Source organism: Xenophilus sp. Marseille-Q4582 (assembly GCF_916700565.1).
In the GTDB taxonomy this organism is placed as follows: Bacteria; Pseudomonadota; Gammaproteobacteria; order Burkholderiales; family Burkholderiaceae_C; genus Xenophilus.
Map to the genome: position 1 here is coordinate 1 of NZ_CAKAKO010000001.1, position 22,438 is coordinate 22,438.

Here is a 22,438-nt window from a genome sequence, read left to right on the forward strand (position 1 = left end):
CGTGCGTTCTGTACTCAGAAACGGGCTCGATCACCCCAGCCGCTACCAAACTGCACGGGCCGGTCTGGCCGCCTCAACGGCGGTCAGACTCTACCGCGCTGGTCTGGTTTAAAGATACAAGCCCCGGAGGCGGCCCGGAGGCCGGCGGCGGCGAGCAGCGGGCGGCTGAAAGCCCGGCCGGCCCGGTGCGCCGCGCGAACGGCGAGAATCCCGGCCTCCCTTCGAACATCCGGGACAGGAAGACGACAACATGGACTGGCAGGTCTGGTTGGCCTATTGCGTGGCCGCGTGGGTGATTGCGCTGTCGCCCGGCTCGGGCGCGGTGCTGAGCATGAGCCACGGCCTGGCCTATGGCGTGCGCCGCACCACGGCCACCATCGTGGGGCTGCAGATCGGCCTGGCTTTCACGCTGCTGGTGGCGGGCGTGGGCATCGGCGCCCTGCTGATGGCCTCGGCCACGGCTTTCCTGGTCGTGAAGATTGTGGGCGCGGCCTACCTGCTGTGGCTGGGCTGGCGCCAGTGGCGCGCCCCCGTGGCGCCCGACCCCGGAGGCGCCTTCGCGGCCGGCGAAGGGGCGGGCCACGTGCTCTCGGTGCGCCAGCGCGTGCTGCGCGGGGCGCTGACCAACATGACCAATCCCAAGGGCATCGTCTTCATGGTGGCCGTGCTGCCGCAGTTCATCGACCCGAAGCGCCCCTTGTGGCTGCAACTGCTGATTCTCTTGCTCACCACCACGGCGGCCGACGTGGTCGTGATGCACGGCTACGCCTGGCTGGCGGCGCGCCTGCAGCGCCTGCTGCGCAGCGCCCGCGCGCGGCGTTCGCAGAACCGCGTGTTCGGCGGCGTGCTCATGGCCATGGGCGCGAGCCTGTTCCTGGTCAAGCGCGCGGCGGCCTGAACGGCCCCTGCAGGGCGTCCAGGCGCGCGCTTTGGGTACAGTGTCCGCTGCGGCGCGGCCTGCGGGCGGCGCCGGTGTTTCCTCCCATCCATCTCTCTTCCCGGAACCCGAGTTGTCTATGTGTGGAGCTGAACTCCATGCGCTGCCCGAAGGCGTGCAGCGCGTCGCCCGCCACCTGCAGGCCGCCGGCCATCCCCACGCGCCCCGCATGCTCGACGATGCCGCGCGCACCGCGCAGCAGGCGGCCGACGCGCTGGGCATCGCGCTCGGGCAGATCGCCAAGAGCATCATCTTCCGCCGCAAGGCCGACGACGTGGCCGTGCTGGTCATCACCTCGGGCGACCGCCGCGTGGATGAAAAGAAGGTCGATGCGCTGGTCGGCAAGACCGGCCGCGCCGATGCCGATTTCGTGAAGGCCAAGACCGGCTTCTCCATCGGCGGCGTGTCGCCCGTGGCGCACGCCGAAAAGCCCGTGGTGCTGATCGACGCCGAGCTGTTCCGCTTCGACGAGATCTGGGCCGCGGCCGGACATCCGCATGCCGTCTTCCGCCTGCAGCCGCAGGACCTGGCCACGCTGACCGGTGGCGCGCCCGTGGCCGACGTGGTGCAGCCGCCGCCCGCGGCGGCCTGATCGAGGACGCCGTCGATGTCGCAAGGACTGCCCGGCCACCACGCCGACCCGCATGCCGTGCTGCGCGAACGCGCGCAGCAGGTGCGCAAGCAAGCGCTCGCGCAAGGGGTAGCCGAAGGGGACGGCGCGTTGCCCGTGGCCTCGCCCTGCGTGTCGGTGTGCCGGCTGGACCCGGAGCGCCTCGGCTGCGAAGGGTGCCTGCGCACGCTCGACGAGATCCGCGCCTGGAAGGTGATGGACAACGCGCAGCGGCTGGCGGTGTGGCGCCTGATCGAAGACCGCCTGAACACTGTCACGGAGACGCCTGGACCATGAAGCACATCGACTTCTACCTGGACTTCATCTCGCCCTATGCCTACCTGGCCTTCGAGCATCTGCCGCAGGCGCTGGAAGGGCTGAGCTACAGCGTGGACTACCGGCCCGTGCTGCTGGGCGCGATGATCCGCCACCACGGGCAGCTGGGGCCGGCCGAGATCCCGGCCAAGCGCACCTGGACCTACCGGCACGTGCTGTGGCTGGGCCATGCGCACGGCATTCCCATCGACATGCCGGCCACGCATCCCTACAGCCCGCTGGCGCATCTGCGGCTGGCGCTGGCCGCCAGCGGCGCGCCTACCATCAACCGCTACCTGGCCGAAACGATCTTCCGCGAGGTCTGGCGCGGTGGCGCCGAGGCGGCCGACCCGGCGCGCCTGGCGGCGCTGCAGGCCCGCCTGGCGTCCGCCCAGCCCCTGGCGATGGCGCCGGGCGACGCGGCCGTGAAGGCGCAGCTCAAGGCCAACACCGACGAAGCGATCGCGCGCGGCGTGTTCGGCGTGCCGGCCTTCGTGGTGGACGGCCAGCTGTTCTGGGGCTTCGACAGCCTGCCCGCGCTGCGCGCCTGCCTGCAGGGCGACCCCTGGTTCGACGGGCCGGGCTGGCGGGCTGCCGACCAGCGGCCTTCGGCGCTGCCCGCGACCCGGCCGGCCTGACCGGCCCCGCACCGACGCCGCGCGCCTCGGTGCTTTCCCGGGGGCAGGCGCTGGAAAGTGTGCATTTCTGCATGCTGAAAGGCCGGCAGCGGGTTTGTCCCTAAATCGTCAGGAACGGTTCAGTTTGGCGCAAGCATTCGGTCAGTCAGTCTCCCAAGAATGCGCGCAGGTCCATGGCCATGGACCCCTGGCAATTCAAGACACAGAGGAGACAAGCATGGCAGCCACACTGGATTCGAAGGGAGTGCCGCATCCCGCGCCACGTCCCATGTCCGCGGAGGAGAAGAAAGTCATCTTCGCCTCGTCACTCGGCACGGTGTTCGAGTGGTACGACTTCTACCTGTACGGTTCGCTGGCGGCCATCATCGCCAAACAGTTCTTCAGCGGCCTGGATGCGGGCGCGGCCTTCATCTTCGCGCTGCTGGCCTTCGCGGCCGGCTTCCTGGTGCGGCCCTTCGGCGCCATCGTGTTCGGCCGCCTGGGCGACATGATCGGGCGCAAGTACACCTTCCTGGTCACCATCCTGATCATGGGCCTGTCGACCTTCATCGTCGGCCTGCTGCCCAGCTACGCGACCATCGGGGTGGCGGCGCCGGTGATCCTCATCGTGCTGCGCATGCTGCAGGGCCTGGCCCTGGGCGGTGAGTACGGCGGTGCCGCCACCTACGTGGCCGAGCATGCGCCGCACGGCAAGCGCGGGGCCTACACCTCGTGGATCCAGACCACGGCGACGCTGGGCCTGTTCCTGTCGCTGCTGGTGATCCTGGGCGTGCGCACCGCGCTGGGCGAGCAGGCCTTCGGCGACTGGGGCTGGCGCATCCCGTTCCTGGTCTCCATCCTGCTGCTGGGCATCTCGGTGTGGATCCGCCTGAGCCTGAACGAGTCGCCGGCCTTCCAGAAGATGAAGTCCGAGGGCAAGACCTCCAAGGCGCCGCTGTCCGAATCCTTCGGCCAATGGAAGAACCTGAAGATCGTGATCCTGGCGCTGGTGGGCCTGACGGCCGGCCAGGCCGTGGTCTGGTACACGGGCCAGTTCTATGCGCTGTTCTTCCTCACGCAGCAGCTCAAGGTCGATGCCACCACGGCCAACCTGATGATCGCCGCCGCGCTGCTGCTGGGCACGCCCTTCTTCATCGTGTTCGGCTCGCTGTCCGACAAGATCGGCCGCAAGCCCATCATCATGGCGGGCTGCCTGCTGGCCGTGGTCACCTACTTCCCGGTCTTCAAGATGCTGACCGAGGCCGCCAACCCCGACCTGGCCCGCGCCCAGGCCACGGCCGGCGTCACGGTGACGGCCGATCCCGCGACCTGCTCCTTCCAGGGCAACCCGGTGGCGCGCGAGATCGACTTCCGCAGTTCCTGCGACATCGCCAAGCGCTACCTGGTGCAGAACTCGGTGAGCTACGAGAACGTGGCCGGCCCGGCCGGTTCGCCCGCCGTGGTGAAGATCGGCGACAAGACCGTCACCGCCCCCGCGGGCAACGTGGTCAACCTCAAGTTCGACGAGGCCTCGTCCAAGTCCATCGCCGCCTTCAAGAAGGAAGTGGCGGACGACCTGAAGCTGGCCGGCTACCCTGCCAAGGCCGACCCGGCCAAGATGAACAAGCTGATGATGATCCTCATCCTGTTCTGGCTGGTGCTGCTGGTGACCATGGTCTACGGCCCGATCGCGGCCATGCTGGTCGAGCTCTTCCCCACCCGCATCCGCTACACCTCGATGAGCCTGCCGTACCACATCGGCAACGGCTGGTTCGGCGGCCTGCTGCCCACCACCTCCTTCGCCATCGTGGCCTCCACCGGCAACATGTACAACGGCCTGTGGTACCCGATCGTCATTGCCGGCATCACGCTGGTGATCGGCACGCTGTTCGTGCGTGAAACGAAGGATGTCGACATCTACGCCAACGACTGATCGTCCTCATCTCTCCCCGCTGGCGCCGGCTTCACGCCTGCGCCAGCGCCGGCCGCCCTGCGCGGCCGGTTCAGCCAAGCGGCCTGCGCATGTCGTGCCGGTGCCCGGGCCTTTTCGCTGAACCCAACCCCAGACATCAAGGAGACCCTCGCATGTGGAAGATCGCCGTCGGCTTTGTCATCTTTGCCGCCATTTCCCTGTTCGTGATCATGAAAGCCGGCGACAAGATCGAGATGGGCGGTGAGCAGCACACGGGGGACATCCAGCATGCGCCTGGCAAGCCCGCCGAGCCCGCGCCGACCAAGTAAGGCTTCGGGATTCAAAAAAGGCGGCGTCGCCGCACTCCCTTTCGCCTTCCCATCGATCAAAGGCCCGCCGCACATCGAGTGCGGCGGGCCTTTGCCCTTGACGCGCGGCGGCAGCGCTCAGCGCTTGAAGCGGCCCTCGCTGATGATGGACAGGTCGGCGTAGTCGATGCCGCTGTGGTCCTGCGGCGAGTAGCTGACCTCCAGCCCGCCCAGGTCGTAGTCGCGCATGCCCTCCAGCGCGGCCAGGATGCGGGCGCGCGTGGGCTTGGGGCCGGCGCGGCGCAGCGCTTCGATCAGCACCTTGGCCGAGGCGTAGCCCTCCAGCATGGCGGGCGACAGTTCCTTGCCGCGCGCCAGGCCCATGGCCTCCTTGACCATCGGCGTCGCCATCGAGCGCTCGTTGGGAAAGACCTGCGTCACGATCACGCCGCGGCTCGCATCGCCCAGCGCCTGGATGAAGCCGCTGGAGGCGTTGTTCGACAGCGTGACCACCTGCGCGGCCGAGCCGGCCTTGCGCAGCGCCTTCACGCCTTCGACCACCGCCGTGCCCGAGCCGATCCACACGACGGCCTGCGCCTGGGCCTGCACCAGCTGCGGCACGATGGCCGCGTAGTCGGGCTTGTCGCGGTCGGCCGCCACCACCGCGGCCGGCTCGATGCGGGCCGCGGCGAAGCCCTTGCGCGCGCCCTCCAGCGCATCGGCGCCGAAGGAGTCGGTCACGTGGACCACGGCGATGCGCGTCATGCCCACCGTGCTCAGGTGATGCACGGCCTTCTCGGCCTCGCGCTGGTAGGTGGCGCGCACGTTGAACACGTGGCGCTGCAGCGGCTTGTGCAGCACCATGGCGCCGGTCGAGGGGCCGATCAGCGGCACGCCATGGCGGTCCAGGTGCGGGATGATGGCCTGCGTGTGCGGCGTGCCGCGCGTCATGAACAGCGCGACGGCCTTGTGGTCCTCGATCAGCGCGCGGCCGTTCTCGCCGGCGCGCTTGGGGTCGAAGCCGTCGTCCAGCCGCACCACCTCCACCGGCTCTCCGTGCACGCCGCCCTGGGCGTTCACGGCATCGATGAGCAGCTTCGTGCCCGCGATGGTTTCGTTGACGCTGGACGCCACGGGGCCCGTGATGCCCGCGGTCTGGCCGATGACGATCTGCGCGTGCGACGGCGTGCCGGCCAGGCCCATGGCCAGACACAGTGCGGCCGCGCCCCCACCGAGGCGGAATGCACCCATGCTTGCTCCTGCGTTGTCTCCGAACCCGCAAGCCATGGGCGCTGCGGTGCGCATGCCCAGGCCGCTTGATGTGACCAATTGTTAAATCGGTTCTGGATTTGTTTTCACGGGACAAACCCGCGGCACGGCTGCCAGGCCGTGCCCCGGGGCAGGACGAGGCGCCGGCCGCGGCGCTCAGGCCGGCGTCTGCAGCGAGCCGGTGCGCACGAAGCTGTCGACGTTCGCGATCAGCAGGTCGCCCATGGCCCGCCGCGTCTGTGCGGTGGCGCTGCCCACGTGGGGCAGCAGCACGACGTTGTCGAGGGCGAAGAGCGCCGGCGGCACGTTCGGCTCGTCGGCGAACACGTCGAGCGCGGCGCCGCCCAGCGTGCCGGCCTGCAGCGCGGCCACCAGCGCCGCCTCGTCGATGACCGAGCCGCGCGCGACGTTGACCAGGTAGCCGGCGGGGCCCAGCGCGGCCAGCACCTCGGCCGTCACCAGCCCGCGCGTGGCCTCTCCGCCTGCGCAGGCCACGATCAGGAAGTCGGCCCACTGGGCCAGCGCTTGCAGCGAAGGTTCGTGCGCATGCGGCAGCCCATCGACCGGTCGGCGCGTGTGGTAGCGGATCTCCATGTCGAAGCCGCCCAGGCGCCGCGCGATGGTCTGGCCGATGCGGCCCATGCCCAGCAGGCCCACGCGGCGGCCGCTCACGCGCGTGCCCAATGGGCCGGGCCCTGTGCGCGGCCAGTCGCCGCGGCGCACCAGCCGGTCGGCGCGGCCCATGCCGCGTGCCACGTCGATCATCAGGCCCACCGCGAGGTCGGCCACGCAGTCGTTGAGCACGTCGGGCGTGTTGCTCACGGCGATGCCGCGGCGCGCGGCGGCCTCCAGGTCCAGCGCGTCCACGCCCACGCCCAGGCTGCACACGGCGCGCAGCTGGGGCAGGGCGGCCATCTGGGCCTCGCTGGCGCCCTCGGTGGCGGTGGTGACGAAGACGGTGATGTGGGAGGCGTGCTGCGCCGCGAGCGTGGCCAGCTCGTCGCGGTTCGCGGCGCTCAGGCTGCGGGGATGCATCTCGCGCAGCGCGGCCTTGAGCGGCGGCGGCACGGTGGGCGCCAGCAGCAGGCGATGAGTCGGAGCGTCGGTCATGTCTTTGGGGTTTGAAGCGCGGCGAAGGCCGCGAAATCGACTTCGCGGAAGATGGCGTTGTGCTGCGCGCGGACCTGGTCGGCCTGCAGGCTGCGCGCGCGGTAGGCCCCCCAGCGCGGATCGGCCTCCAGCGCGGCGCGGCGCGCGTCGCGGTCCGCCAGGTCGCGGTAGCGCCAGGCATGCACCACCTGGTTCTGCTCGCCGATCTCGCTGGCCAGGTACAGCACGGGCTCGCCCAGGTGGCTGACCTGGACGGCGCGGCCCTCGGCTGCATAGAGCGCGAGGAACTCACGCATCGCGCCCAGGCGCAGGGTGTAGGTGCGGACTTCGATGATCATGGGTCGTTGCCAAAGAAAGGGCTGTGTCAGAGGTCCGCCAGCGCGCGGCGCAGCAGCTCGTCCAGCGACGGATCGGGCACAAAGCCCAGCGCACGCGCGGTGGCGGCGTCGTGCGTGGGCCAGCGCGCGAACTGCGGGATCAGCGTCGGGTCCGGCGCGTAGCGGATGCGCCGCGCGACCTCGGTGCCATGGCTGCGCATCAGCGCGGCCACTACCTCGGCCACGGTGGCGCGCAGCGAGGGCAGGGTCCAGGCGCGCGTGGCGGGCAGCCGGTCCGCGTCGATGCGCATCGCATGCAGCAGCGCGTCCACGCAGGCCGGCAGCGACAGCAGCCACAGCGTGCCTTCGGCATCCACCGGGCAGTCGTAGGCGCGGCCCTGCGCCAGTTCGCGGATCAGGTCGCTGGCGAAGGAGGAGCGCGCGCCGTTCGGGCCGGCGGGCCGCGCGACGATGCTGGGCAGGCGCGGCGAGCGGCCGTCGATCCAGCCGCGGCGGCTGTAGTCGGCCAGCATCACTTCGAGCGCCAGCTTCTGCGCGCCGTAGCTCAGCGTGGGCACCAGCGGCGTGGCGTCATCGATGTGCGCGGGCAGCGGCAGGCCGTAGATGCCGATGGAGCTGCTCTGCACCAGCCGCGGCATTTCGCCCGTGGCGAGCGCCTGGGCCCGCAATGCCTCGAACAGCGCCAGGCTGGCCTGCAGGTTGACCTGCAGGCCCAGATCGAACTCGCGTTCGGCCTGCCCGCTGGTGATGGCGGCCAGGTGGAAGATCTGCTGCGGCCGGCCTTCGAGCGCTTGGGCGCGCACGGCCGGGTCGGCAATGGAGCCCTGCACCACGCGCAGCGCGGGGTGCGCGGGCAGCTTGGCGGCATCCAGCGCCAGGTCGACCACGGTCAGTTCTTCCAGCGGCAGGCCGGCAGCCGGTTCGCACAGCCGGCGCACCAGCGCCTGGCCGACGAAGCCGCCGGCGCCGGTCACGAGGATTCGGGTCATGTCAGTGCTGCCCGGCCGCCCGTAGGCACTGACGCGCCCCCTTGGGGGGCAGCGGACCGCGCGGAGCGGGGGGACGTGGGGGCCGATTTCATGCAATCACTCCTTCGGCGCGCAGCGGGGCGCACCAGCTCAAGCCTTCGGCCGGCGTGCCGCGCGGCCGGTATTCGCAGCCCAGCCAGCTGTGATAGCCGGCGGCCGGCAGTTCGCGCACGGCCTGCAGCAGGCCACCCTGCGACAGATCGGGTTCGAAGCGCTCGGGCGCACCGCCGATCTGCACATGGCCGATCCAGCCGCGCGCCTGTGCGAGTTCGGCGCCCAGGTCGAGGCCTTCCCTGGCGCAGTGGTAGCAGTCGAACTGCAGGCGCAGGTGCGGCGAGTCGAACTCGCGCAGGATCGCGATCACCTGCGAAGGCAGGTGGTACAGGTAGCCCGGCATGTCGGCGCGGTTCAGCGGCTCCAGCGTGAGCGTCATGCCATCGGCCTGGGCCGCGGCCAGCGCATGCGCGAGGTTCTGCCGCAGCGCCTGCTGGCAGGCGTCGGGCCTGTGGCCTTCGCAGTGGCCGGCCATCACGTGGATGCGGCGGCAGCCCGTAGCCTCGGCCACGGCGCGCGCCTGCGCGAAGGTCTCGCGGAACTCGGCCTGCGCGCCCGGGATGGCGGCCCAGCCCAGGCGGCCCGGGCTGTTGGGCCGGAAGGGCGTGTTGATCAGCACCAGCTGCAGCCCATGGCGGCGCAGCGCGCCGGCGTACCACGCGGGTTCATGCGCATAGGGCGCGAACATCTCCACGCCGGCAAAGCCGTCCGCCGCCGCGGCGGCCAGACGGTCGTCCGCCGGCAGCGCGCCGTAGAGCCAGTCGAGGTTGGCCGCCAGTCGCAGCGGTGCATCGCCGGCGGCAAGCGCCGGCGCGCGGGACGCGCCGCTCATCCCTGTCGCGCCTGGGCCAGGAAGGCCTCGCGCCGCTGCGGCGTCATCAGGCTCACCACGGCCGACAGCTCGGCCGGGCCCAGGCCCATGGCCTCGGCCAGGCGCAGCACCTGTTGCACCGCGCCGGTGACGGGCATGGGCGCGCCGCTGTCCTTGGCGACGGCGGCCACGGTGTCGATGTCCTTGAGCATGGTGGACAGCGCGCCGATGATCTGCGGCTGGGCCTGCGCCATGCGCGGCGCGAAGACCTGCAGCGGCTTGGAATCGGCCCAGCCGCCGGCCAGCGCGGGCGCCAGCCGTTCCACGGCGATGCCGTTGCGCTCGGCGAAGCCGATGGCCTCGGCCAGCGCCACCACGGCCGTGGCCACCAGCGTCTGGTTGCACAGCTTGGTCGCCTGACCGGCGCCGCTGGTGCCCATGTGCGTGATGTTGGCGCCGTAGGCGCGCATGGCGGCGAAGGCCTGCGGCAGGTGGCGTTCGGCGCCGCCCACCATGATGGCCAGCGTGCCGGCTTCCACGCCGCCGATGCCGCCCGAGACCGGCGCATCGAGCCAGTCCGCGCCGCAGGCGGCATGCAGGCGCTCGGCCAGCTCGCGCGTGCGCTGCGGGTGGATGCTGGAATGGTCCACGATCCAGCGCAGGCCGGGCGCGGCGGCCACGCCCTGCGGGCCGAAGACCACGGCCTCGGCCGCATCGGCGTCGAACAGGCACATCAGCACGCCGTCGGCGCCGGTCGCGGCCTCGGCCGGCGTGGCGGCGGCGATGGCGCCCTGCGCGCGCAGCGGCTCCACCTTGGCGGCGGAGCGGTTCCACACGCGCACCTGGTGGCCCGCGGCCAGCAGGCGGCGCACCATGGGCGCGCCCATCAGGCCCAGGCCGCAGAAGGCCAGGGTCAGCTTCGTCGCCGAGTCTGCCGTCGAGTTGCTCATGGCCGTGCTCATGCGTTCTCGTCCAGGGCGGGGTAGGGCCAGTCGGCGTTGCCCGAATGCGTGACGGCGCCCAGGTGCGTGGGCCCCACCAGCTTGGCGAACTTCTCCAGCGCGCCGGCCAGGCGCTCGCGCTGGTAGGGCTGCCAGGCGGCGCGGCGCTGGGCCAGTTCGGCCTCGGGCACGTCCAGCGTGATGCTGCCGGCGGCGGCATCGATGACGATGCGGTCGCCGTCGCGCACCAGCGCGATCGGGCCGCCCGCGGCTGACTCGGGGCTGGCGTAGCCGATGCACATGCCGCGCGTGGCGCCCGAGAAGCGGCCGTCGGTCAGCAGCGCGACCTGTTCGCCCCGGCCCTGGCCGTAGATGGCGGCCGTCACGGCCAGCATCTCGCGCATGCCCGGGCCGCCGCGCGGTCCTTCGTTGCGGATCACCAGCACGTCGCCCGCTTCGTAGGCCTGGGCCGCCACCACCTTGGCGCAGTCCTCCTCGGTCTCGAAGACGCGCGCGCGACCGTCGAACTGCAGCGACTTCAGGCCCGCGATCTTGATCAGCGCACCGTCGGGGCAGAGATTGCCCTTGAGCACCACCAGCCCGCCCGAGGCATGAATGGGCGTGGCCGATTCGCGCACGATCTCGCCGTCGGCGCCCGGAAAGGCCGCCAGTTCCTCGGCCAGCGTGCGGCCCGTCACGGTCATGCAGTCGCCGTGCAGGTGGCCGCTCTTGAGCAGCGCGTTCAGCACCACGGGCACGCCGCCGATGCGGTTCAGGTCCTTGGCCAGGTACTTGCCGCCCGGCGACAGGTTGGCGATCAGCGGGGTGCGCTTGAACACCTCGGCCACGTCATCGAAGGTGAAGGCGATGCCCGCCTCGTGCGCGATGGCCGGGATGTGCAGCGCCGCGTTGGTGGAGCCGCCCGTGGCCGCCACGGCGGCGCAGGCGTTCTCCAGGCTCTTGCGCGTGACCAGCGAACGCGGCAGCGGGCCGCCCTCGTCGATGATCTTCATCACCAGCCGGCCGGCGCGCCGCGCCAGCGCCAGCCGTTCGCTGTACACGGCCGGCAAGGTGGCCGTGCCCAGCAGCGACAGGCCCATCGCCTCGCCCACCATGGCCATGGTGTTGGCCGTGAACTGGCCGGGGCAGGCGCCCACGGTCATGGCGCAGGTGCGCTCGATCTGGTCCAACTGCTGCAGGTTGATGGCGCCGGTCTGGTAGCGGCCCGTGGCCTCGATGGCGGTGAGCACGGTGCGCTCCTCACCATCGGGCGAATAGCCCGGCAGCATCGAGCCGCCGTAGACGAAGACCGAGGGCGTGTTCAGCCGCACCATCGCCATCATCATGCCGGGCAGCGTCTTGTCGCAGCCCGCGAAGGTGACCAGGCCGTCGTAGGCATGGCCGCGCACCGCGAGTTCCACGCTGTCGGCGATCAGTTCGCGCGACAGCAGGCTCATGCGCATGCCGTCATGGCCCATGGAGGTGCCGTCGGACACCGAGATGGTGGTGAACGAAACCGGCACGCCGCCGCCTTCGGCCACGCCCAGGCGCGCGCTGTCGGCCTGGGGCGAAAGCGACTTGGAGCAGGGCGTGTTGTCGCCCGCCGTGCTCACGATGCCGACCAGCGACTTCTGCAGGTCCTCGCCGTCCAGGCCGGTGGCGCGCAGGAAAGCGCGGTGCGCGGCGCGCGAGGGGCCGTCGGTGACGGCGCGGGAGCGGTGCTTGTGGAGCGACTTGTTCTCGGTCATGGTCGTGGGCAGGGGTTATCGGTCTCAAAAATCACGCCCCATCTTTCCAGATGGGAGAGGGGCCACAGGACGGGCGGTGTCAGGCCAGGTCGAGGTCCAGTCGGTCGAAGACCCAGCTGATGTCTTCCTCGATGCGCCGGCGCGCGGTGGCGGCATCGCCGGCGCGCAGCGCGGCGATGCACTGCTCGTGCAGGTGGTCGGCCGGCTGCTCTTCGGTGTGCAGGAACTCGCGCGTGGCGCGCAGGTAGGCGCCCGACTGCAGCCACAGGCTTTCGATGCTGGCCAGCAGCACGGGCGATTGCGCGGCCTGGTACAGCGTGAAATGGAAGACCAGGTTCTTCTCCAGGCTCACGGCCACGCCTTCACGGGTGCGGCGGGCGGCGGTGATCTCGCGCGCCAGCACTTCCAGCTCGTCCAGCTGCGCGGGCGTCAGGTGCGGCGCGGCCCATTCGATGGCCGTGCCCTCGATCAGCAGGCGCGTGCGGCGGATGTCGACCAGGCGCTCGCGCGTGATCAGCGGCACGCGTGTGGTGCCGTTGGGCAGCGGCTCCAGGCCCTGCTGCGCCACCAGGCGGCGTAAGGCTTCGCGCACGGGCATGGTGCTGGTGCCCAGCGCATCGGCCAGGTACTGGATGCCCAGCGGCTGGCCGGCGCGGTATTCGCCATGCATCAGCTTGTTGCGCAGTGCCTGGTAGACCGACTCGTTGACCGAGGAGCGCGTGATGGGCGTGAGCAGGCTCAGCGCATCGGGCGCAGGGTCGAAAGGGAGGGCGCTGGCCATCGCGGGAATAGATCTGTGATGTTTGATCAAATCTTAGCGGAGGTGGACGGCCGACGCAATCCGGGCCGGGGCGGATGCGAGAGGCGCGCCGGCCGCAGGCGCGCGGCCGGCCGGTCTCTGCGTGCGCTCGTGCCCGAGCGGCGGCCGGGCGGGGCGGGCCGCGGGGCGCAGCGCTCTGCGGGTGGCATCCGGCGCCGCCTCCCCTCGCGCTGCGGCCGTGGCGTGCTCTCCTGCGCGCGGGTCCGGCCTGCGCTTTCGGGGCGCGGTGCGCCCGGCAAGGCAGAGTCCCTGCCGTGGCGCACCGCGGCTGGCCTTGCGCGGCGGCCGGGCATGTCCCGCCGCGCCGAAGGCCCGGCCCGCCCTTCCTAGAATGACCGCCCCCTTCTTTCCGGCACCCCCAAGGCACGCATGACTCAGGGCTCCATCCGCATCCGCGGTGCTCGCCAGCACAACCTCCGCAACCTCGACCTCGACATCCGCACCGGCGAGCTGACGGTGGTCACGGGGCCCAGCGGGTCCGGCAAGTCCAGTCTGGTGTTCGACACGCTGTATGCGGAAGGGCAGCGCCGCTACGTGGAGACCTTCTCGGCCTATGCGCGCCAGTTCCTCGACCGCATGGACAAGCCGGCGGTCGACAAGGTAGAAGGGGTGCCGCCGGCCATCGCCATCGACCAGACCAACCCGGTGCGCAGCTCGCGCTCCACGGTCGGCACGATGACGGAGCTCAATGACCACCTGAAGCTGCTGTTCGCGCGCGCGGCGCAATTGTTCGACCGGCAGACGGCGCTGCCGGTGCGCCACGATTCGCCCGACACCATCTATGCGGAACTGCGGCAGCGGGCCGAGGCGGCGGGCGATCCGCGCCTGGTCGTCACCTTTCCGGTCGAGCTGCCGGGCAGCACCACCGAGGCCGAGATCGAGCAGTGGCTGTCGGCCAGCGGCTTCACGCGCGTGCAGGCGCGGCGCGAAGAGCCGCGTGCCTATGAGTCGGGCCCGCGCACGAGCGCCGCGCCGGGCCGCCCCAAGCAAGCGAGCGCCCCCTCGGGGGGCAGCGAACCTCGCGAAGCGGGGAGCGTGGGGGTCGTCAAGATTCTGGATGTGGTGGCAGACCGCTTCCGCATCTCGAACACGGAGCGCGCGCGCGTGGTCGAGGCCATCGAGGTCGCGCTCAAGCGCGGCACGGGGCGGGTGACGGTCTATGCGCTGCCTGCTGAAGAGGGTGGCGCGGAGCAGTTGTGGAAGTTCTCGACGGGTCTGCATTGCCCCGAGAGCGACATCCGCTACGCCGACCCGATCCCGTCGATGTTCAGCTTCAACTCCGCCGTCGGCGCCTGCGAGGCCTGCCGCGGCTTCGGCCGCGTGATCGGGGTGGACTTCAACCTCGTCATCCCGAACGACAAGCTCACCTTGCGCGCGGGCGCGATCAAGCCGATCCAGACGCCGGCCTGGAAGGAGATCCAGGACGACCTGATGCGCCATGCCGAGGCGGCGGGCATTCCGCGCGACACGCCCTGGGCCAAGCTGACCGAGGAACAGAAGCACTGGGTCATCGAAGGCACGCCCAACTACAAGGAAGGCAACTGGAGCAAGCAGTGGTACGGCATCCGCCGCTACTTCGCCTACCTGGAAAGCAAGGCCTACAAGATGCACATCCGCGTGCTCTTGTCCAAGTACCGCAGCTACACGGCCTGCCCGACCTGTGGCGGCGCGCGGCTGAAGGTCGAGAGCCTGCTGTGGCGACTGGGCAGCCAGGCCGACGCCGATGCCGTGCTGGCGCCGGAGAAGCGCTTCATGCCCGTGGGCGTGCCGTGGACGCGCGCACAGCTCGAGGCGCTGCCGGGCCTGAGCCTGCATGACCTGATGCTGATGCCCATCGAGCGGCTGCGCGCCTTCTTCGACCGCATCGAGCACCAGGGAGACGGCAGCAGCACCGAGGGCGAGGCCCAGGCACTGAAGCTGCTGTTCGAGGAGATCACGACGCGACTCAGGTACCTGCACGACGTCGGCATCGGCTACCTCACGCTCGACCGCCAGAGCCGCACGCTCTCGGGTGGCGAGGTGCAGCGCATCAACCTCACCACCGCGCTGGGCACTTCGCTGGTCAACACGCTCTTCGTGCTCGACGAGCCCAGCATCGGCCTGCACCCGCGCGACATGGACCGCATCACCGAGGCCATGCAGCGCCTGCGCGACGCGGGCAACACGCTGGTGGTGGTGGAGCACGACCCGGCGGTGATGATTGCCGCCGACCGCGTGATCGACATGGGCCCGGGCCCCGGCGCGCGCGGCGGCCAGGTCGTGTTCGACGGCACGGTCGATCAGCTGCGCGGCGCGCACACGCTCACGGGCGAGTACCTGGGCGGGCGCAAGCACATCGGCATGGGCTTCAAGCGCCCGGTGGGCGACGGCACGCCGCGCCTGATCCTCGAAGGCGCGCGCGAGCACAACCTGAAGGACGTCACGGTGGAGATCCCGCTGCAGCGCCTGGTCGCCGTCACGGGCGTCAGCGGCTCGGGCAAGTCCACGCTGATCCAGGATGTGCTGGCCCCGGCGCTGATGCGCCACTTCGGCAAGCCCACCGAGGGCGCCGGCGCGTACGATCGCCTGCTCGGGGCCGATCACCTGAGCGACGTGGTGTTCGTCGACCAGTCGCCCATCGGGAAGACCGCGCGTTCCAACCCCGCGAGCTACGTGGGCGCGTGGGATGCCGTGCGCGAGATCTTCGCCGTCGCGCCCTTGTCGAAGCAGCGCGGCTACACGGCCGCGAAGTTCAGCTTCAACTCCGGCGACGGCCGCTGTCCGACCTGCGGCGGCTCGGGCTTCGAGCATGTGGAGATGCAGTTCCTGTCGGACGTGTACCTGCGCTGCCCCGACTGCGACGGCAAGCGCTACCGGCCGGAAATCCTCGAAGTGACGATCGAGCGCAAGGGGCGCGTGTTCAACGTCTCCGACGTGCTGGAACTGACCGTGGCCGAGGCCACGGAGCTGTTCAGCGCCGACCGCGAGGTGCAGCGCGTGCTGCAGCCCATCGTCGACGTCGGCCTCGACTACGTGAAGCTGGGCCAGCCGGTGCCCACGCTCTCCGGCGGCGAGGCGCAGCGCCTCAAGCTCGCGGGCTTCCTGGCCGAGGCGGCCAACGGCGCCAGCAAGTCGCGCCAGCCGCTGGCGAAGAAAGGCCAGCTCTTCCTCTTCGACGAGCCCACCACCGGCCTGCACTTCGACGACATCGCGCGCCTCATGCGGGCGCTGCGCAAGCTGCTCGACGCGGGGCATTCCCTCGTGGTGATCGAGCACAACCTCGACGTGATCCGAGCCAGCGACTGGGTGATCGACCTCGGCCCCGAGGGCGGCGAGGGCGGCGGCCAGGTGGTGGCCGTGGGCACGCCCGAGCACGTGCGCACGCTCACGGGCACGCACACGGGGGCGGCGCTGGCGGCCTACGAGGCCGCGCTCGGCCCGGCGGCGCTCGTGGCACGCGAGAAGGCCCCGCGCTACGAGGTGGCGCCTGCACCGGGACGCGAGGCGATCGAGATCGTCAACGCACGCGAGCACAACCTGAAAAACCTCAGCGTGGATATCCCGCGCGGGCGCTTCACCGTCGTGACAGGCGTCAGCGGTTCGGGCAAGTCCACGCTGGCTTTCGACATCCTCTTCAACGAAGGGCAGCGCCGCTACCTCGAGTCGCTCAACGCCTACGCGCGCAGCATCGTGCAGCCGGCCGGCCGGCCCGAGGTGGATGCGGTGTACGGCATCCCGCCCACGGTGGCGATCGAGCAGCGCCTGTCGCGCGGCGGGCGCAAGAGCACGGTGGGCACCACGACCGAGGTGTGGCACTTCCTGCGCCTGCTGTACGTGAAGCTCGGCGTGCAGCACTGCGTGAAGGACGGCGCCGCGGTGCAGCCGCAGACCCCCGACAGCATCGCGGCGCAACTGCTGAAGAACTTCAAGGGCCAGCACATCGGCCTGCTCGCGCCGCTGGTGGTCAACCGCAAGGGCGTCTACACCGAGCTGGCCGACTGGGCGCGGCCGCGCGGCTACACCCACCTGCGGGTGGACGGCGAGTTCCTGCCCACCACGGGCTTCCCGCGCATCGACCGCTTCAAGGAGCACACCATCGAGCTGCCGGTGGCCAGCCTCGACATCGAGCCCGCGCGTGAGGCCGAGCTGCGCGCGGCCCTGGCCACCGCGCTGGAGCATGGCAAGGGCGTGGTGCATGTGCTGCACGGCCTCAGGGGGCTGAAGGCCGCCATGCTGGCCGGCAGCTCCACCGCCGGCATCGGCCGGGTGCAGGTCTTCTCGACCCTGCGCGCCTGCCCGGTGTGCGCCACCTCGTACGCCGAGCTGGACCCGCGCCTCTTCTCGTACAACAGCAAGCACGGCTGGTGCCCCGACTGCGTGGGCACGGGCGTGAAGCTGACGAAGGAGCAGCGCAAGGCGCTGGACGATTCGACGATGGCCGAGGACAACCGCGGCCGCGAGCAGACCTTCGCCGAGCCGGATGTGGAGGATGTGGCCGACGTCGCCTGCCCGACCTGCGAGGGCACGCGCCTCAACGCCACGGCGCGCGCCGTGCGCTTCGCGGGCGTGGGCATCGCCGACATTGCGCACCTGTCGGTCACCGACATCCGGAAATGGGTTGAGACCCTGGCCATGAGCGGCCGCGAGGCTGACATCGCGCGCGACCTGATTCCCGAGATCAAGAGCCGGCTCGAGTTCCTGGAGGAGGTGGGCCTGGGCTACCTCACGTTGGACCGCGGCGCACCCACGCTCTCGGGCGGCGAGGCGCAGCGCATCCGCCTGGCGGCGCAGCTGGGCAGCAACCTGCAGGGCGTGTGCTACGTGCTCGACGAGCCGACCATCGGACTGCATGCGCGCGACAACCAGATCCTGCTCGACGCCCTGCACAAGCTCGGCGACAAGGGCAACACGCTGGTCGTCGTGGAGCACGACGAGGACACCATCCGCCGTGCGGACCATGTGATCGACATCGGGCCCAGCGCCGGCAAGCGCGGCGGCCGCGTCGTCGCGCAGGGCACGGTGGACGAGGTACAGAAGTCGGAGGAGTCGCTGACCGGCCGCTACCTGCGCGATGCGATCCGGCATCCGCTGCATCCGCGCCGCCCCGTGTCCGAGAGCGCGGAGGAGGGCGAAGGCGCTGTGTCCTGGCTTGCTGTGGCGGGCGCGAATCTGCACAACCTGCAATCGGTCAACGTGTCGGTGCCGCTCAACCGCCTGGTGGTGGTCACGGGCGTCAGCGGCTCGGGCAAGTCCACGCTGGCGCGCGACGTGCTGCTGGCCAACGTGCAGGCGATCGTGCAGCAGCGCACGACCAAGGCCGGGCGCGACGCCGACGCGGCGGGCAAGCGCCCCAAGTGGTCCGGCTGCACCGGCGTGGCCGGCTACGAAGGCATCGACCGCGTGCTCGAGGTCGACCAGACGCCCATCGGCAAGACGCCGCGCAGCTGCCCGGCCACCTACATCGGCTTCTGGGACACCATCCGCAAGCTCTTCGCCGACACGCTGGAAGCCAAGGCCCGCGGCTACGGCCCGGGGCGCTTCAGCTTCAACACCGGCGAAGGCCGCTGCCCCACCTGCGAAGGCGCGGGCGTGCGCACCATCGAGATGAGCTTCCTGCCCGATGTGAAGGTGCCCTGCGAAAGCTGCCACGGGGCGCGCTTCAACCCCGAGACGCTGGCCGTCACCTGGCGCGGCAAGAGCATCGGCGACGTGCTGCAGATGGAGGTCGACGAAGCCGTCGAGTTCTTCGCCAGCATGCCCGTCATCAGCCACCCGCTGCAGCTGCTCAAGGACGTGGGGCTGGGCTACCTCACGCTGGGCCAGCCGAGCCCGACGCTGAGCGGCGGCGAGGCGCAGCGCATCAAGCTGGTCACCGAGCTGAGCAAGGTGCGCGACGACGTCACGCGCCGCGGCAACCGGGCGCCGCACACGCTCTACGTGCTCGACGAGCCCACGGTGGGCCTGCACATGGCCGACGTGGAGAAGCTCATCCATGTGCTGCACCGCCTGGTCAACGGCGGCCACAGCGTGGTGGTGATCGAGCACGACCTGGACCTCATCGCCGAGGCCGACTGGATCGTGGACTTGGGGCCCGAAGGCGGCAGGAACGGCGGCCAGGTCGTGGCCAGCGCGCCGCCCGAGGCGGTGGTGGCGCTGGGCACGCACACGGGCGTGGCGCTCGCGCCGGTGCTGGCGCGCTGAGCGGCTCGGCTGCGCAGGGCCACATGTCAGGCAGGCGCACGATCCTCAGCACGGCCAGCCCGCGCCGGGCACCTCGACTTCGGTGGCCCACAGGGCCGCATCGGTCAGCGAGCGGGCCTGCCCCGGCACGCCGTCGGGCGCCACGCACACGTACAGCGTGCGCCGCGCCGGCCCGCCGAGCATGCAGGCATAGGCGCCCAGCGTGCCGGTATCGATCTGCTGCAGGATGCGGCCGCCTTCGGCCACGCGCAGCACGCGCCGGTGCCGCGCATCGGCCAGCCACACCGCGCCCTCGGCGTCGAGCGCCATGCCGTCGGGGGCGACCACCATCGCCTCGCGCACGGCCGGCATGCGCAGGTCGGCTGACACGGGGCCGAACACGGCCCAGTCGCGGCGCGGGCCCGGCGTGCCGTCGGCGGCAAGAGGGAATGCCGAGATGCGGTTGCCCATGGTCTCGGCCACGATCAGCGTGCGGCCGTCGGGCGTGATGACCGAGCCGTTGGGAAAGTACAGGTCCTCGGCCACGGCGCGCACCGTGCCATCGGGCCACACGCAGGCCAGGCGCGCTGGGGTGAGCTTCGCATCGCCGCTGCGGTCGAAGCCGAAGTTGCCCACATAGGCGCGGCCCCGGCCGTCGACCACCATGTCGTTGATGTGGCCGCCCGCGATGGCCGAGAGGTCGGCATGCGGGACCAGCCGGCCGTCCGGCTCCAGGCGCAGCACGCGGCGCTCGCGCATCGCGCACACCAGCAGCCGCCCGTCGGGCAGCCAGCCCAGGCCCGAGGCCCGGGCGGGTACCTCGCACACTGTCTCGACGCGGCCGGCGGCATCCAGCCGCAGCACGCGGTGAGTGTAGAAGTCCGACAGCCACAGCCGGCCTTCATGCCAGCGCGGGCTTTCGAGGAAGCTGAAGCCGGCGGCGATCTCGGTGAAGCCGTTCGGGGGCATGGCGGTCTCCGGGGGGCAGGTGTCCCATTCTGGGCGGCGCCCCGGGCGGAGGCGGTCGCTTGCGCGTCAAGCCGGCGGGCCGCAGCGGACGATCGGTCGCTCAGCGCAGGAAGCGCCCGTCCTTGCCCACCACGGTGATCTCGACGAAGTCGGAGCCGTGGTGGTGGCCGGCGCTGTAGGCCAGCTTGTAGCCCTGCAGGTCGACCGTGCCCAACCGCTCCAGGGCCTGCGCGATGGCCGCGCCGTTGGCGTTGCGGCCGGCCGCGCGCAGGCCTTCGATCAGCACGCGTGCGTTGATGTAGCCGGCGTAGTGGTCGTAGTCGATGGGCTTGCCGGCGCGCTCCATGGCCTGCTGGAAGCCGCGCGCCAGCGGGGTGGTTGCGCGCCAGGGGTAGGGCGTGACGCGCGCGACCGCGAGGCCGTACGCATCGGCGCCCAGCGCCTCGAGGATGGCCGAGCCCACGGACAGCGACAGCGTGTACAGCGGAATGCCCTTGCGCGCGTGGCTGGCCTTCACGAAGGGCACGACGGCGGGGCCCGCCACGATCATCAGCACGGCCTGCGGCTGGCTCGCGTAGGCGGCCTCGGCCACCGCGCGGGCATCGGCGCCCGCGGCCTCCAGCGGCAGCGCGGCGGTCACGGTGCCGCCCTCGGCCGCCACGATTTTCTGCACCAGCGGCAGCATCGCGGTGCCGAATTCGTTGGCCTGGTAGACGATCGCCAGCCGCCTGAACTGCACCTGCTGCAGGTAGCGCACCATCTGCACCAGTTCGTCGGCGTAGCTGGCCTGCGTGGTGAAGAAGTAGGGGTTGTGGCGCGTGCGCAGGCCGGGGCTGCCGGTGTAGGGGCCGATGAGCGGCGTGCGCAGTTCGGCCACCACGGGCAGCGCCGCCGCGGTCTGCGCCGTTCCGACCGTGCCCAGCAGCGCGACGGCCTGGTCCTGCAGGACGAGCTGCCGCACGTTGGCCGCCGTGCGTGCGGGGTCGAAGCCATCGTCCAGCTGCACCAGCCGCAGCGGCCGGCCGTCGATGCCGCCCTGACGGTTGACTTCGTCCAAGGCCAGCCGGCTGCCGCCGGTCAGGCCCGTGAGCGTGGGCGCCATCGGCCCGCTGAGCGGCAGCGTCTGGCCGATGACCCATTCAGGCGCCGCCGCGCGCGGCTGGGTTCGGCCCGGCAAGGCCAGGCTGGCGGCGGCCGCGGCAGCCAGCCATTGGCGGCGGCTCAGCGCGCTCGGGGCAGGGGTTCGGTTCACGGCAAGGCTTTCCAGGGATTCGGACGGCCGGGTTGTAACCAGCGGTGACGCAGCCGCCGCCTCGGGTTATGCCTAGCGTGCTGACGCATGGGCGACACGCCAGCCCCCCCGCGGGGCAGGCCCACCGGGACTTCACGGATTGCTGGGCTGGCGGGGCGGCGGCCCAATGGGGCCCGCTGAGCCCCGCAAGGGGCTTTCTTGATGACGCCCCCCACGAGGAATGTGCCCATGCGACGTCGCCTGCTGCTGTGCTCCGCCCTGCTTTCGGCCTTCGGCCTCACCCCGGCCGCGCAGGCGCAGGCCTGGCGCACCTTCCCCGAAAAGCCCATCAAGCTGATCATCGCCTTCCCAGCCGGCGGGCCGACCGACCTGACCATGCGCGCACTGGCCGACAACGCCTCCAAGGTGCTGGGCCGGCCGGTGATCGTGGAAAACAAGCCCGGGGCCGGCGGCACGCTGCCCGCGCAGGCGCTGCAGGGCGCGCCGGCCGATGGCTACACGGTGGCGCAGATCCCGCTGGGCGTGTTCCGCCTGGGCTACACCACCAAGATCAACTGGGATCCGGTGCAGGACATCAGCTACATCATCAACGTGACCGGCTACGCCTTCGGCATCGTGGTGCCCACCGACAGCCCGATCAAGAACTGGGCCGACTTCGTCGCCTATGCGAAGGAGAACCCGGGCAAGCTGACCTACGGCTCCACCGGCACGCTGACCAGCCCGCACCTGACCACCGAGGTGCTGGCGCAGCAGGCCGGCATCGAGCTTCAGCACGTGCCCTACAAGGGCAACGCCGACCTCATGCAGGCCATCATGGGCGGGCAGGTGATGGCCGCGGCCGACAGCACGGGCTGGGCCCCCTTCGTCGAAGCCGGCAAGCTGCGCGTGCTCAACACCTGGGGCGCCAAGCGCCTGGCCAAGTTCCCCGACGCGCCCACGCTCAAGGAGCTGGGCTACGACATCGTGCAGAACTCGCCCTTCGGCATCGGCGCGCCCAAGGGCACGCCGCCCGAGGTGGTCAAGCGCCTGCACGACGCCTTCAAGAAGGCCATGGAAGATCCCAGCTACATCGCGGCCCTGGCCAAGTACGACATGCTGCCCGACTACAAGAGCTCGGCCGACTACACCCAGTTCGCCAAGGACACCGTGGCGCGCGAGAAAGCGGTGATCGACAAGCTGGGCTTGGGCAGGCCGCAGTAGAGCCGGGCGTTCAAGGCCCGTGGCGCGCAGCGAGCGGCCG

General features: G+C 71.1%; 18 protein-coding genes. 8 read left to right on the top strand and 10 right to left on the bottom strand.

Going from position 1 to position 22,438, the window contains the following annotated elements:
* The first annotated feature begins 250 nt into the window (after positions 1–250).
* From LG388_RS00005 to LG388_RS00030, 6 genes are all read left to right on the top strand, one after another.
* Positions 251–898 (top strand): LysE family transporter, encoded by a 648-nt coding sequence (locus LG388_RS00005; RefSeq protein WP_225780800.1) that lies wholly within the window; start codon positions 251–253, stop codon positions 896–898.
* Positions 899–1,016: 118 nt separating this feature from the next.
* Positions 1,017–1,529, top strand: coding sequence for a YbaK/EbsC family protein (locus LG388_RS00010; RefSeq protein ID WP_225780801.1), 513 nt, complete (start codon positions 1,017–1,019; stop codon positions 1,527–1,529).
* Positions 1,530–1,544: 15 nt separating this feature from the next.
* Entirely contained in the window at positions 1,545–1,844 is a 300-nt protein-coding gene (locus LG388_RS00015) for a DUF1289 domain-containing protein (RefSeq protein WP_225780802.1), read from the top strand.
* Entirely contained in the window at positions 1,841–2,500 is a 660-nt protein-coding gene (locus LG388_RS00020) for a 2-hydroxychromene-2-carboxylate isomerase (protein WP_225780803.1), read from the top strand. The genes LG388_RS00015 and LG388_RS00020 overlap by 4 nt, the downstream gene beginning before the upstream one ends.
* A 217-nt stretch (positions 2,501–2,717) precedes the next feature.
* Complete coding sequence (locus LG388_RS00025) at positions 2,718–4,412, top strand: MFS transporter (protein ID WP_225780804.1); 1,695 nt, start codon at positions 2,718–2,720, stop codon at positions 4,410–4,412.
* Between the two features lie 152 nt (positions 4,413–4,564).
* Positions 4,565–4,720: a hypothetical protein gene (locus LG388_RS00030; protein ID WP_225780805.1), complete on the top strand. Its 156-nt coding sequence runs from the start codon at positions 4,565–4,567 to the stop codon at positions 4,718–4,720.
* Positions 4,721–4,837: 117 nt separating this feature from the next.
* Here the strand turns inward: LG388_RS00030 and LG388_RS00035 are convergent, their stop codons facing one another.
* The 8 genes from LG388_RS00035 to LG388_RS00070 form a co-directional block, all read right to left on the bottom strand.
* Complete coding sequence (locus LG388_RS00035; protein WP_225780806.1) at positions 4,838–5,950, bottom strand: ABC transporter substrate-binding protein; 1,113 nt, start codon at positions 5,948–5,950, stop codon at positions 4,838–4,840.
* A 174-nt stretch (positions 5,951–6,124) separates the two neighbouring features.
* Positions 6,125–7,078 (bottom strand): 2-hydroxyacid dehydrogenase, encoded by a 954-nt coding sequence (locus tag LG388_RS00040; protein WP_225780807.1) that lies wholly within the window; start codon positions 7,076–7,078, stop codon positions 6,125–6,127.
* Positions 7,075–7,416: an NIPSNAP family protein gene (locus tag LG388_RS00045; protein WP_225780808.1), complete on the bottom strand. Its 342-nt coding sequence runs from the start codon at positions 7,414–7,416 to the stop codon at positions 7,075–7,077. The genes LG388_RS00040 and LG388_RS00045 overlap by 4 nt, the downstream gene beginning before the upstream one ends.
* A 26-nt stretch (positions 7,417–7,442) precedes the next feature.
* Positions 7,443–8,405 (bottom strand): NAD-dependent epimerase/dehydratase family protein, encoded by a 963-nt coding sequence (locus tag LG388_RS00050; protein ID WP_225780809.1) that lies wholly within the window; start codon positions 8,403–8,405, stop codon positions 7,443–7,445.
* 88 nt (positions 8,406–8,493) lie between these two features.
* Complete coding sequence (locus tag LG388_RS00055; RefSeq protein ID WP_225780810.1) at positions 8,494–9,330, bottom strand: hydroxypyruvate isomerase family protein; 837 nt, start codon at positions 9,328–9,330, stop codon at positions 8,494–8,496.
* Positions 9,327–10,271 (bottom strand): NAD(P)-dependent oxidoreductase, encoded by a 945-nt coding sequence (locus LG388_RS00060; protein WP_225780811.1) that lies wholly within the window; start codon positions 10,269–10,271, stop codon positions 9,327–9,329. Before LG388_RS00060 ends, LG388_RS00055 begins: the two co-directional genes overlap by 4 nt.
* Positions 10,268–11,998, bottom strand: coding sequence for a dihydroxy-acid dehydratase (ilvD, locus tag LG388_RS00065; RefSeq protein ID WP_225780812.1), 1,731 nt, complete (start codon positions 11,996–11,998; stop codon positions 10,268–10,270). Before ilvD ends, LG388_RS00060 begins: the two co-directional genes overlap by 4 nt.
* A gap of 79 nt (positions 11,999–12,077) precedes the next feature.
* Complete coding sequence (locus tag LG388_RS00070; RefSeq protein WP_225780813.1) at positions 12,078–12,779, bottom strand: GntR family transcriptional regulator; 702 nt, start codon at positions 12,777–12,779, stop codon at positions 12,078–12,080.
* 408 nt (positions 12,780–13,187) lie between these two features.
* Here LG388_RS00070 and uvrA point away from each other — a divergent pair, with 408 nt between their 5' ends.
* Entirely contained in the window at positions 13,188–18,998 is a 5,811-nt protein-coding gene (gene uvrA / locus LG388_RS00075; RefSeq protein ID WP_225780814.1) for an excinuclease ABC subunit UvrA, read from the top strand.
* Between the two features lie 45 nt (positions 18,999–19,043).
* On the opposite strand, the gene LG388_RS00080 is transcribed toward uvrA, so the two are convergent.
* The gene (locus tag LG388_RS00080) at positions 19,044–19,946 is read right to left on the bottom strand and encodes an SMP-30/gluconolactonase/LRE family protein (protein ID WP_225780815.1); all 903 of its coding nucleotides are present in this window, start codon (positions 19,944–19,946) and stop codon (positions 19,044–19,046) included.
* Positions 19,947–20,046: 100 nt separating this feature from the next.
* Complete coding sequence (locus tag LG388_RS00085) at positions 20,047–21,198, bottom strand: ABC transporter substrate-binding protein (protein WP_225780816.1); 1,152 nt, start codon at positions 21,196–21,198, stop codon at positions 20,047–20,049.
* Positions 21,199–21,426: 228 nt separating this feature from the next.
* On the opposite strand from LG388_RS00085, the gene LG388_RS00090 reads away from it, so the two are divergent.
* Positions 21,427–22,398 (top strand): tripartite tricarboxylate transporter substrate binding protein, encoded by a 972-nt coding sequence (locus tag LG388_RS00090; protein ID WP_225780817.1) that lies wholly within the window; start codon positions 21,427–21,429, stop codon positions 22,396–22,398.
* Positions 22,399–22,438 lie beyond the last annotated feature (40 nt).